The sequence below is a fragment of the Micropruina sp. genome (assembly GCF_047606365.1).
Lineage (GTDB): Bacteria > Actinomycetota > Actinomycetes > Propionibacteriales > Propionibacteriaceae > Micropruina.
The window spans coordinates 1-11294 of the sequence record NZ_JASGEN010000018.1 but is presented as its reverse complement, the minus strand read 5'-3'; the positions used below and the strand labels follow the sequence as shown (position 1 = coordinate 11294).

12 protein-coding genes are annotated in these 11294 nt (G+C 70.1%); 1 reads left to right on the top strand and 11 read right to left on the bottom strand.

Features of this window, described 5'->3' with window-relative positions:
- Window positions 1–98: 98 nt before the first annotated feature.
- Entirely contained in the window at window positions 99–1799 is a 1701-nt protein-coding gene (locus QM624_RS02550) for a DUF2207 domain-containing protein (RefSeq protein WP_415088539.1), read from the bottom strand.
- Window positions 1800–1946: 147 nt separating this feature from the next.
- On the opposite strand from QM624_RS02550, the gene QM624_RS02545 reads away from it, so the two are divergent.
- Window positions 1947–3104 (top strand): neutral zinc metallopeptidase, encoded by a 1158-nt coding sequence (locus QM624_RS02545; protein ID WP_415088538.1) that lies wholly within the window; start codon window positions 1947–1949, stop codon window positions 3102–3104.
- Between the two features lie 27 nt (window positions 3105–3131).
- Here the strand turns inward: QM624_RS02545 and QM624_RS02540 are convergent, their stop codons facing one another.
- The 10 genes from QM624_RS02540 to QM624_RS02495 all read right to left on the bottom strand — a co-directional run.
- Entirely contained in the window at window positions 3132–3833 is a 702-nt protein-coding gene (locus QM624_RS02540; protein WP_415088536.1) for a GNAT family N-acetyltransferase, read from the bottom strand.
- Window positions 3830–4309: a 2-C-methyl-D-erythritol 2,4-cyclodiphosphate synthase gene (gene ispF / locus QM624_RS02535; RefSeq protein WP_415088535.1), complete on the bottom strand. Its 480-nt coding sequence runs from the start codon at window positions 4307–4309 to the stop codon at window positions 3830–3832. The genes QM624_RS02540 and ispF overlap by 4 nt, the downstream gene beginning before the upstream one ends.
- Window positions 4306–5109: a 2-C-methyl-D-erythritol 4-phosphate cytidylyltransferase gene (gene ispD / locus QM624_RS02530; RefSeq protein WP_415088534.1), complete on the bottom strand. Its 804-nt coding sequence runs from the start codon at window positions 5107–5109 to the stop codon at window positions 4306–4308. Before ispD ends, ispF begins: the two co-directional genes overlap by 4 nt.
- Window positions 5110–5164: 55 nt before the next feature.
- Complete coding sequence (locus QM624_RS02525) at window positions 5165–6145, bottom strand: sugar-binding transcriptional regulator (RefSeq protein ID WP_415088533.1); 981 nt, start codon at window positions 6143–6145, stop codon at window positions 5165–5167.
- Window positions 6146–6180: 35 nt separating this feature from the next.
- Complete coding sequence (locus QM624_RS02520) at window positions 6181–7485, bottom strand: NAD(P)H-dependent oxidoreductase (RefSeq protein ID WP_415088532.1); 1305 nt, start codon at window positions 7483–7485, stop codon at window positions 6181–6183.
- Complete coding sequence (locus QM624_RS02515) at window positions 7482–7952, bottom strand: transcriptional regulator GutM (protein WP_415088531.1); 471 nt, start codon at window positions 7950–7952, stop codon at window positions 7482–7484. The genes QM624_RS02520 and QM624_RS02515 overlap by 4 nt, the downstream gene beginning before the upstream one ends.
- A 3-nt stretch (window positions 7953–7955) precedes the next feature.
- A complete protein-coding gene (locus QM624_RS02510) occupies window positions 7956–8327 on the bottom strand; it encodes a PTS glucitol/sorbitol transporter subunit IIA (protein ID WP_415088530.1) in 372 nt (123 codons plus the stop codon).
- Window positions 8328–8520: 193 nt separating this feature from the next.
- A complete protein-coding gene (locus QM624_RS02505; protein WP_415088529.1) occupies window positions 8521–9531 on the bottom strand; it encodes a PTS glucitol/sorbitol transporter subunit IIB in 1011 nt (336 codons plus the stop codon).
- Window positions 9528–10115 carry a PTS glucitol/sorbitol transporter subunit IIC gene (locus QM624_RS02500; protein WP_415088528.1) on the bottom strand — a complete coding sequence of 196 codons (588 nt, stop codon included), beginning with the start codon at window positions 10113–10115 and terminating at the stop codon, window positions 9528–9530. The genes QM624_RS02505 and QM624_RS02500 overlap by 4 nt, the downstream gene beginning before the upstream one ends.
- A 79-nt stretch (window positions 10116–10194) precedes the next feature.
- Window positions 10195–11294, bottom strand: a 1100-nt coding sequence (locus tag QM624_RS02495; protein ID WP_415088527.1) for a 2-oxo acid dehydrogenase subunit E2, incomplete at its 5' end; no start/stop codon positions are given.

The following is an 11294-nucleotide window of genomic DNA, read 5'->3' as shown; positions in this document are numbered from 1 at the left end:
CTCACCTGACAAGCCGGTAAAGCCCTCCCTAACTAGTTCAGCCCTCCCGTCGACGGGAGGGCTGAACTAGTTAGGGAGGGCTTTGTGGCGGGGGCCGATCAGCGGGCGAACAGCTTGCCCTGGATGGTGGTGACCAGGCGGCTCAGCGAGGCGGGCAGATCGGACAGGTGCCAATCGGCGGGCGCGTGGTACCAGTCCAGATCGGTCGAGTCGGCGTCCGGGTCGGTGTCGGCGTCGACCAGGGCCTTCAGCCAGCGGTCGTAGCCGCCGAGCACCACCGCGTAGGGCAGCACCTCGGACAGTTCCTCCAGCTCACGACCCTTCGGCATCTGGTCGGTCGGGTGGCCCAGCAATTGCGCCCGCAGCAGGCCCAGGCCGTTCAGCAGCGACGCGCCACTGGCAGTCCGGGCGGGCATCTCCTGACCCAGGAACACCACCAGCAGCGACACCGCGATCAGCGCCAGACCGGTCAGCCCGTAGCTGGTGAAGGCCGCCAGCAGGATCGTGGCCACCACGGCCGCGGCGAACAGGCCGAAGCCGACCTTGAACCACGAGTTGCGGGTCTGGTCCGGACGCCGCGCGAACCAGCCGAGCGCCACCACGTCGTCGTAGAGCTGATCCTGCACGGTGCCGATCACGGTGCCGATCGCCGCCGGCAGTTCGGAGGTCGCCACCGGTTCGCCGTCGACGGGTGCGACGGCGTCGAGCAGCGTCTTCTCGTAGGGCCGCAGCTCGTCGCCGCCGCTGCGCCGGGTGAAGGTCCACTCCCCCTCGGCGTACTTCGACGACTTGGGCAGTTCGTCGATCAGCAGGTGGCCGCGGACCGCCAGATCGAGCAGGGTCGCGGTCACGTCGACCGGATCGACCCGTTCGTCGACCAGCGTGCCGACCTGGCCGGGACGGATGCCGTCGCGCACCCGGAACTCGGCCTCACCGTCGCCGACCGGATGGAACTCGGCGACCAGCGTCGGCTCAGCGGCCGAGACGGCGTCGCGTCCGAGACGGCGGTGCAGGCCCCAGAAGCCGAGCCCGCCGAGCACCAGCAGTGCCAGCGCGATGCCCAGCGGCAGCGGCGCGACCGAGAACGCCCGGCCCAGCGTCCACAGCTCACGGACCTGCTCGTTGACGGCCACCGTGCCCGCCGGGAAGCGCATGATCGCCTCGACGATCTCGCCGGAGCCGCGCGGGCCGTCGTTGAAGGTGGGGTTCGGGTGGTCATGGGTGCCGCCGCCCCAGAAGGCGCACACGCCCGGCGAGACCGGCGGGCCGGCCTCACACTGCACGGCCTCGATCATGGTGGGCACCTGGATGACCGCGGTGAACTCCCTCACCGGCAGGCTCAGCCCCTGCAGCAGCCGCCAGGCGACCGTGGTCTCGCCGGTGGGTTCGGCCGTCGCCGCGCCGTGCACCTGATAGGAGAGCACGACCGGTTGGGTCACGCCCTGCGTGGGCAGGGTAACCACGGTCGCGCCGGCCTGTTCGACGACGGACGCCTCGATCGGCTGCCCGTTCGACGTGGCCTTGATGTCGCTCAGCCGGTAGACGTACTCGCGATCGCCCAGCACCTCGCGGGTGGTGGCGAAGCTCTGCACCAGGGTCGCCGGCGCGGTGCCGTCGAAGGTGATGGTGGCCTGCACACTCAGCGTGCCGTCCGGTGCGAGCGAGCCCTCGACCGCGTACTTCCCGACCAGTTCGGCGGCGAAGGCTCGGGGTGCGGCCAGGCCGGTCAGGGCCGCGGTCACGATGAGGAGGCCGGCGACCAGCCGGGCCAACGGGGTGGTGATGGTCAGTCTCGACACGTTCGATCCTTCGGAGTCGGGCGACACGACAGCGCGGTGCGCGTCACGAAAAGCTATCGCATGGGGGGCCGCGGACCGCGCCGCCGACGCACAAATCCCAGGTGCCTGGGGGGTGGCCGGCGACACCCCGGCCGTTACAGTGTTCGCGTGACGCAGCCGTTTCCTCCGCGCCAGCAGCCCTATCCGCAGCAGTGGGGCCAGCCGCAAGGCTGGCCGGCGCAGCCTTCCCAACCCGGTTGGAACCGTTCCCAGCCGACCTTCGGCCAGCCGTCCTGGCCGCAGCAGCCGGGCAGGCAACAGCCCGGCGGGTTCCAGCAGCCCGGTTATCCGCCGCGCTATCCGCAACAGCCCGGAGGGTTCCAGCAGCCGCCGCAGCGGCCGCGGGGAGGCAACCCGCTCGGCAAGGTGCTGATGCTGCTGGTGGTGGTCTGCTGCCTGCTGCTGGCCGGCGTCATCATGGCGAACATGATCGGCGGAACGGGCGGGACGTCGCGGCCGGTGGAGACCTACACCCCGCCGCCGCCGGACATGGATCCGCCCCCGCTGCCGGCGCCGAAGACCTACTCGGAGGCCACCGAGTGGATGACGAAAAACCCGATCTATCAGCAGTCGACCACCATTCCGACCGACTGCAACAACCTGAAGCCGATCGACGCGCTGAATGCGAGCGAGGACGAACTCAACGCCCATCTGCAGGACCTCACCGCCTGCCTGTTGAAGGTGTGGCATGGGCCCGTGGAGGCTGCCGGCTACCAGTTGCCGCGTCCGCCGGCCACCGTCTACAACCAGCCGATCCAGACCGCCTGCGGCAAGCTGGACAGCGTCAACGCCTCCTATTGCGGCGGTGACCAGCGCATCTACTACGCCAAGCCGCTGCCGAAGATCTTCCCGAAGGAACTGCAGAACACGAAGTTCCTGATGGAGATGATCCTGGGCCACGAGTTCGGCCACGCCATCCAGGCCCGCACCGGCATCTCGATCTCGAGCTCCGCCTGGGAACAGCGGGTGTCCACCAAGGCCGAGGCGAACGTTTTCTCGCGCCGGCTCGAGGTGCAGGCGGACTGCTTCGCCGGCATGTGGATCAACGCGGTGGCCCGCTCGCAGAACCTGGACGACAACGACCTGGAGAACCTGCGCACCATCGCCTACAACCTGGGCGACGACGTGCTCAGCGGCAAGCCGAACATCGACTCCGGCCACGGCCTGGGCGACACCCGGAAGCGCTGGTTCACCACCGGCCTGACCGGCGGCCCGGCCATCTCCCAGTGCAACACCTACACCCCGCCTGATTCCCAGGTGCGCTGAGTCCGGACGGCATTCACCGCCCGACGGCTAGATCGGGTGGTGGTGCAGCGGACGTCCCACCTCGGTGAAGCCCAGCCGGCGGTAGACGCCGCGTCCGGACGGGGTCGCCGACAGGGTCGCCGGGACGTCCGGCGCCCTCGCGATCGCCGCCTCGGTGAGCGCGGACGCGATGCCGCGGCCACGGAAGGCAGGCAGCACCGCCACCGCACCGATGTTGTTCACCCGGCTGGTGGCGATGGAGGCCGCCGTGCCGACACCGACGCCGTCCAGCTCGGCATACAGCCAGGTGGCGCCGGGAAAGCTCTGGCTTCCCGGCGGATGCATCTCGCCGGGCCGGCTGGGCGGACGCCCGTCGGCGGCGAGGAAGATCAACTGCTCGAACCAGGCGATGTCCGCGTCGCTGACCACGCGATGGATGGCGAGCCCGGGGACGAGCGTGGGTGCGCCCCGCTCACCGGCGTCCCGGATCATCCAGTGCCCGGTCGGCTCCGCCTCCCGGCCGGGCAGCCGCAGCCGGGCGAAGCTGTCGCAGACCACGCCGGGGACGTCGCCGGGCACCGCGGCGTCCGGGCTGAGCGTCACCGCACCGAACAGCAGCTGGTGCGGCACCGCGCGGTAGCCGCGGGCCAACCGTCCGTCGTCGTCCCAGCGGGCACCCAGCCCGGCGTAGAGGGCGGCGTGCCAGGCGGCCTCACCGTGGGCGCAGAGAGCGACCGGATCGGCACTCATCCCGGCACGATCAGCGCGGTGGCGATGGCTGCCACGCCCTCGCCGCGTCCGGTCAATCCGAGTCCGTCGGTGGTCTTGCCGGCCACCGACACCGGCGCGCCGAGCGCCGCGCTGAGCACCTGCTCGGCCTCCCGCCGGCGCGGCAGTAGCCGGGGCCGGTTGCCGATGACTTGGACGGCGGCGTTGCCGATCTGATAGCCGGCCTCGCGGACCAACCCGGCCACCTCGGTGAGCAGCCGTACCCCGGACGCCCCGGCCCACTCCGGACGGTCGACGCCGACATTGCTGCCCAGATCGCCCAGCCCGGCCGCCGACAGCAGCGCATCGCACAGTGCATGGCAGGCGACGTCGCCGTCGGAATGCCCGGCCAGCCCGCGCGGCTCGTCCGGGAAGTGCAGGCCGGCGACCCACAGCTCGACGCCCTCGGCCAGCGCGTGCACGTCGCTGCCGATGCCGACCCGGGGCAACGGGGTCACCGCGGGCTCCGGATCACCTCGGCGTACCCGTTGCTGCCGGGCTTGGCGAACCAGGCGAACGGACGGTGCCGCAGCACCCGGCGGAAGGAGTGCCGGCCCAGGCCGGCGCGCAGTTTCAGGAAGGCGTCGGCCAGGTCGAGGTCGGTCGCCGAGGTGATCTTCAGCGACGTCATCGCGCCTTTCACGATCGCCACCGGATGCCCCGCGGCTTCGCAGACCGACAGGTCGTCGGTGCATTCGATGCCCTGTTCGGCGGCGTAGTTGTGGCTCGCCTCCAGCACGTCGAAGTTGAAACCCTGCGGCGTCTGGATGGCCCGCAACTGCTCGCGGTCGACGATGGTCAGCCGGCCGTCCGGCGACTGGGCCCGGATCGAATCGGCCACCGGGATCGCGGGAGCCACCGCGACCGCACCCTCTCGGATGCTGCGGATCACCCGCGACACCACGGTGGCCGGCACCAGCGGGCGGACGGCGTCATGCACCAGCACCACCCGGGTACCGACGAGATCCTCGTGTCCGCGGATCGCCGCGATGCCGCGGCGCACGGACGCCTGCCGGGTCTCGTCGCCCTCGACCAGGGTCACCGGGATCGGTGAGGCTGCCAGCGCCGGCTGGAAATGGTGTTCGCCGTCGCGCGGGATCACCACCACCGCGTGGGTGCAGCCGCCGGCCGCCATGGCCTCGACCGACATCGCCACCACCGCCTTGCCGGCGAGTGTGGTGACGGGTTTCGGAACGGGACCGCCGAAGCGGACGCCGCGTCCGGCGGCGACGATGACGGCGGGCACGGGCTCTGGCACAACGGGCAGTATAGGTCTGCCTCCCGCGCCGGGGCGCGGTTGCGGAGCAGCCGGGTCAGGCCTCGGCCGGCACCGGCTCGCCGGCCCTGGACAGCACCGCCCTGGCCAGTGGCAGGTCGAGCACGACGACGTCCACCACGCCGGTGTGCAGGGAGGCCAGCACGCCGCGGGCCTTCTCGACACCCGCCGCCAGGCCGATCACACAGGGCACCCGGCGCAGGTCGTCCAGGGTGACGGCGATCACCCGCTCCGAGGTGGGCGAGCCGAGTTCCAGGCCGTCGTCGTCGAAGAACCGCCCGGTCAGGTCACCGGCCGGCTTCTGCGCCAGGAAGGTCGCCAGTTCGGCCTCGGACAGCCTCATGTCCTCGACGATGGTCGCCGAGGACCGGACGCCGAAGGTGCCGATCCCGACGAACGCGTGGTCGACCTGCGCGGCTCGCTCCAATGCCTTGCGGATCGCCGATTCGGAGGTGATCGCGGCCTTGGTCTGCGGCGACTCGACGATGGCCGGCGCCAGGAACCGGCTCGGCTCGACGCCGCAGCGACGGGCCAGTGCCTGCACCAGCGTGCCGCCGGCACCCGCGCTGTCGAGCCCCGGGTTGCCGCCGGCCAGCGGCAGCACCTGCACCGCCGCCACCCGTTCCGGTACCTCGGCGACGAACGCCTCCAGGGTGCTGCCCCAGCTGAGTCCGACCCGGTTCATCTGGCCGATCCGCTCACCGAACAGGTCGGCGGCGAGGCGTCCGACCAACTGCAGCGCCTGGGCCGGGCCGCCGTTCGGCGTGCCCACCCGGGCGTCGGTCAAACCGAACCGTTCCACCAACTGCCGCTCCACCTCGGCCACCCGCCGGACCGGTGAGCGCGGATCGTGGATGCGGACCTCGACGATTCCCCGCTCGCGGGCGGCGGCCAGCACCCGGGAGACGGTGGCGCCGGACAGGCCCATCCGGCGTGCCACCTCACCCTGGGAGAGCCCGTCCTCGTAGTAGAGGCGCGCGGCACGGACGAGCGTGTCGATCGATCGTGCGGCAGCCATCGGGCCTCCCCTCCGATGCGGGAGGTTACCGTGAATCAGCGCCTCCCGAGAGTGCCGTTGGCCAGCATGGCGTCCTGCAGCCGTCGCATCGCGACGATCGGACGGGTTTCGTCCACAGTGACGTCGGCATAGCTGAGCTGCTGGCCGGCCGCCACATCGCGGCTGAGCACACAGCCGGCGGCCAGCCCGACCGGCAGGCCGTTGTGGCTGCGGGCCTCGCCGGCCGGCATCGCCTGGCCGTAGACGTGGTGTCCGCCGATCCCTTCCAGTGTCAGCCCGGCCTTCAGGTCGGTCTTCGCCACGGCGACCACTTCCGAGGTCCAGGTGCGGGGCTGGAAGCTGGGCCTGCGGTCGATGACGGCCTCACCGATCGACAGGTTCGCCTCGATCGAGGCCAGGTGGTACGGCCGGTAGATCGCGTAGTAGGGGCCGGTGCCGAGCCTGAGGTAGTCGAGTTCGTGGGTGACCACGTCGTTGCCCGACTTGACGATCACGAAGACGCCGGGCGCGACGTTGCCGGTGACGTATTCGACGACCGGCCCGTCATGGTTCACGATGCCGCCGTCGGAGGCGGGCACCAGCTTCGCGGCCAGCTCGTCGACCGAGCATGGGACGCCGTGCATGCCCGGCACGTCGACCGGGTAGCCGGTGGCGTTGGACAGCGCACACATCTCGACCTGGGTCTTGGTGCCGTCGGTGAACGAGCTGAGCATCTTCGGGTTCATGCCCTTGGCGATCGCTTCGTCGCGGACATCGGTGGGTGTGTCGGTGGGCCGGTTCGGATTGTTCTTGCCCTTGCCCGCCAGCACCACTTCGAGGCCGATGTCCTCGGCGTATTCGATCAGCTTGAGGCATTCGACCGGCTCGTCACCGCGGCAGATGCTGTAGATCGCGCCGCCGGCGTTCGCCATGTCGGCCAGCAGCAGCCCGACCGTGACATCGGCCTCGACGGTCATCAGCAGGGTGTCCTTGCCGGCGAGCAGGCTGGCGTAGGCGACCTCGGCCGCCACGTCCGGGACGCCGGAGACCTCGACGATGACGTCCAACGGCAGCCTGGTCAGCGCCAGGCCGTCGCTGATCGCCACCGACTCGCCCGCCTCGATCACGGCGGCGGCAGCGCTCGGATCGTCGGTGGTGGTCACCCGGTCGCAACCCGCGCCGGCCAGGGCCCGCTCGGCGCGGGTGACGTCGATGTCGGCGACGGCCGACATGAACAGGCCGGGGACCCGGTTGATCTGGGCGACCAGTCCGGAACCCATCTGGCCCGCCCCGACGACCCCGACCCGAACCGGACGGCCGACGCTGCGCTCGCGGGCGAGCAACCGTTGGCTGTAACTCATCGTTGCACCTTCCTCCTGGCACCCACGGCGCTCGGCACGGGGGTGCTCACCACGTTGTTGTTGACCTTGTTGTCCCGGATCCGGTTGTCCCTGGTCCGGGCACGGGTGGCCTTGAGCTGGCTCAGCGCCATCTCGATGGCCTTGCCGGTCTGTTTGTCGCCGGCCCGTCCCGGCAGGGTGGCGACCGGGCCCAGCAGCTGCGGCGCGTCCTTCGCCGCAGCGAAGATGGTCGAGCCGCGCAGCACCTGGGCGGCGATCACCTGATCGGCCGAGTCGTCCACCACCAGCATCACGATGGTCCCCTTGAGCTTGCCCAGCCCCCGGCCGGTGACCAGCAGCCGTCCGGCACCGTGGTGCTGACGGACCATTGCGTTGACTGAGCGGGCGTAGCGGGACTGCTGCCACAGGCCGAGCATCAGCGAGACCACCAGGGCGCCGATCAGCAGCGCGGCGAACTCCCAGCCCATGGGTCAGTCCCCCGAGATGACGATGGGCGACCCCACCGTCGGTTGGGGGCGGGACGGACCGCTGGCCTTGACCGCGCCTGGCAGCAGTGCCTGCTCGGGACTGTTGACGTAGACCACGATGTGGCCGAGGTCGGTGAGATTCAGGTTGGCCAGTTCTCCGACCTCATCGAGCGTCAGTGTGACGCCACCCAGCTCGAGGGTGTCACCGGCCCGGATCGGACGGCTCGGCGCCTGGCGGGTCTTGTGCACCAGGCTGACGTCGGCCAGCGCGTCGGGCAGCGGTTCGCCGAACAGGATGTAGCAGCCGCCCTCGAACATCTCTGCGGTGAACTCACCGATCCGGTCGACGGTCGCCGACCACAGTTGGTTTGCCATGGGTATCTTTCCTTGTCTTCGTTGACGGGGTGGGGTTCGGTGGTCGAGCTTGTCGAGACCGGGGTCTCGACCAGCGGCCACCTGTGAGGGAGCGCTGACCATCCACGTCATCCCGGCCCCGACCCGGGATCTCAGCCGGGAGAGATCCCGGATCAAGTCCGGGATGACGATGGAGGGTTTGATCAACGCATCCTTAGATGGCGAATGAGGCCAGGTAGGCGATCAGCACCGCGACCGGTGAGGTGATCAACCGCGAGAACAGCACCGCCGGCACACCGACGGACACCGTCTCGGGTTCCGCCTCGCCCAGCGACAGCCCGACCGGGATGAAGTCACAGCCGACCTGACCGTTGATGGCGAACAGGGTCGGCAGCGCGTACTGCACCGGCAGCGCGCCGGCCGCGATCTGCTGGCCCATCAGGACGCCGACCACCTGAGCGATCGCCGCACCCGGACCGAGGATCGGCGAGAGCACCGGGATGGCGGTGATCACGCCGAGCAGGATCAGCCCGAACGGATTGCTGACCAGCGGGGTGACGCCGTTGGCGATCCACTTCGACACACCGGTGTAGGTGACGATGCCGATCAGCAGTGACACGTAGGCCATGAACGGGATGATCGTGTTGAGCACCAGCTTCATCGCCTGCCGGCCCGAGGACAGCAGGGTGTTGATGAAGTAGCCGATGGCCTCACCGAAGCCCACCACGAGCTTGGTGAACCCGCCGGCCTCCTTCGCGGCCTGCTTGGCCTGCGCCTTCTGAGCCTCGTACTTGGCCCGGTCGGCGTCCATCGCGTCGACCTGCGTGGAAATCGCCGGGGCTGCCTCGACCACCTCACCGGCCAACGAGACCTCGGCGGGCGTCACCGCCGAGACGAAGATGTCCTCGGTGATGAACTGGGCCAGCGGACCGCCGGGCTCACCCGGGTAGACGTCCACGGTGGGGATCCGCTTGCGCGGGTAGACCCCGATCCGGGCGGTGCCGCCGCAGTTGATCACCGCGCACAGCACCTGGGCGTCCGGTACCTGGTTGGTGAAACCGTCGACGGCCTCGGCGCCGGACAGCTCCGCGATCTTCGCGGCCACCGGGTGGATGCCACCGCTGGTCACCGACAGTACGACCTTCTTCTCATCGGTCGGAGTGAGGGTCAGGCCCGCACCCCAGCCGCCGCGTCCCTTGCGGATGCTCACGCTCTGGTAGCTCATGACTTGGCTCCCTGGATGTGACCGGCCGCGTAGGCGGCGTCGAACTCGTCGAAGCGCTCCTGGTGCCCGCCGCGTTTGATCAGCAACTGGGTGATCCACTGGGTCACGATGCCGCGGATCAGAATGACCACGATGCCGACCAGGAAGTACAGCGCCGCCAACCGGGCGTAGGCGCCCGGGTTGATCGTCATCACACCGGCGGATACGCCGGTCCAGACGAAGATCTCGCCTGCGTTGGCGTGCGGGAAGAACGCCGTCACGGGGTGCACGAACGACACCGCCGAGTCGTAGAACGCCGGCTTGTACTTCTCGGGCAGGAACCGTCCGAACGAGTAGGCCATGGGGTTGGTCAGCATGATCACCGCGATGATCGGCATGATCGTGTAGCGGGTGATCGCGTACTTGCCGGCCCACTGCACGGCACGGGTGACCCGCTCCTCGCCGATCCATGTGGTGATCGCATACATCGCTGTCAGCAGCACGATGAGCAACGGCAGAATGCCGGTGACGAGGCCGGTGAAGCTCTCTGCAGCCGCCTTGAACAGTCCGATGAAGTTCTCGGCGAACCAGGTGATGGCATCCATGTGATCCCCTCCTTTCACTGTTTCGTGTTGATGGTGTGTCGGCTCGGAGTCCGTTCTCCGCGCCCGCCCCTTCTGAAGCTCAGCCGAGCAACAGGAAGGGGTCTTCCAGGACCGCCTGCATGGTGGCGAACGCCCTGGCGGCGTCCGCTCCATCGGCGACCCGATGGTCGAGCGTGAGTCCGGCCTCGCAGACCGTCCGGGGCCGCACGGCCCCGTCGGCATCGAAGACCGGACGCACCTCGACCGTGCCCAGCGACAGCGCCGTCGCCTGGGGTGGGGTCAGTAGTGCGTTGAACCGCTGGACGCCGAACGATCCGAGGTTGGACACCGTGCCGGTGCCACCGCCCAGCGCGTCCGGAGCGACCTTGCCCGCCTTCGCGGTGGCGGCGAGATCCTTGATCGCCGCGTCCAGCGCCCGGATCCCCAGGGTGTGGGGATCGCGCAACACGGGTACCAGCAGGCCGGACGGTGTGTCGATCGCCAGCGCCACCCCGATCCGCGGGTTGGTGCGGACGCCGTCGCCGGCCCAGCTGCCGTTGAGCGCGGGGTATTCGCGCAACATCAGGGCGTAGGCGCGCAGCAGGATGGTGTTCCAGCTGACGCCGGCCAGGGACGCCTTGCGCGCCACCGCGAGCCGGCTCAGGTCGAGCGCCCGCCACACGGTGAACTGGGGGATGAGTGCGGTGGATTCCAGCACCCGCGCGGTCGCCACCCGGATCCGGCGGGACTTGGCGTCGCCCAGCAGTTCGCCCGGCTCGCCGGTCCCGCCCCCGGTGGTTGAGCTTGTCGAAACCGAACCCTCGCTGGTTGAGCTTGTCGAAACCGAGCGTGTCGAAACCCCCGCGCTGGTTGAGCTTGTCGAAACTTCGGCTGACGGTGGGGTCTCGACCAGCGGTGGGCCGCTCGCGATCGCAGCCCGGACTTCCCGCGCCCGGATGGTCCGGTGCGGCCCGGACGGCCGCACGGTCGCCAGATCGATGCCGGCCTGCGCAGCCAGCTTGCGGGCCAACGGCACGGCCCGAGGAGCACGCCCGTCGCCGGTGGAACCGGCCGGCTCCGTCGTCGGGGCGGCCTCCATCGTCGCGGTGGCCTCCGTCGCCCCGGTGGCCTCCGTCACCCCGGTGGCCTCCGTCACCCCGGCAGCGGCCTCCGTCACCCCGGTGGCCTCCGTCACCCCGG

Excerpts from the sequence above, each read along its gene's own strand:
- QM624_RS02540 (WP_415088536.1), bottom strand. The coding sequence starts at position 3,833 with ATGAGTGCCGATCCGGTCGCTCTCTGCGCCCACGGTGAGGCCGCCTGG.
- QM624_RS02525 (WP_415088533.1), bottom strand. The coding sequence starts at position 6,145 with ATGGCTGCCGCACGATCGATCGACACGCTCGTCCGTGCCGCGCGCCTC.
- QM624_RS02520 (WP_415088532.1), bottom strand. The coding sequence starts at position 7,485 with ATGAGTTACAGCCAACGGTTGCTCGCCCGCGAGCGCAGCGTCGGCCGT.
- QM624_RS02515 (WP_415088531.1), bottom strand. The coding sequence starts at position 7,952 with ATGGGCTGGGAGTTCGCCGCGCTGCTGATCGGCGCCCTGGTGGTCTCG.
- QM624_RS02510 (WP_415088530.1), bottom strand. The coding sequence starts at position 8,327 with ATGGCAAACCAACTGTGGTCGGCGACCGTCGACCGGATCGGTGAGTTC.
- QM624_RS02505 (WP_415088529.1), bottom strand. The coding sequence starts at position 9,531 with ATGAGCTACCAGAGCGTGAGCATCCGCAAGGGACGCGGCGGCTGGGGT.
- QM624_RS02500 (WP_415088528.1), bottom strand. The coding sequence starts at position 10,115 with ATGGATGCCATCACCTGGTTCGCCGAGAACTTCATCGGACTGTTCAAG.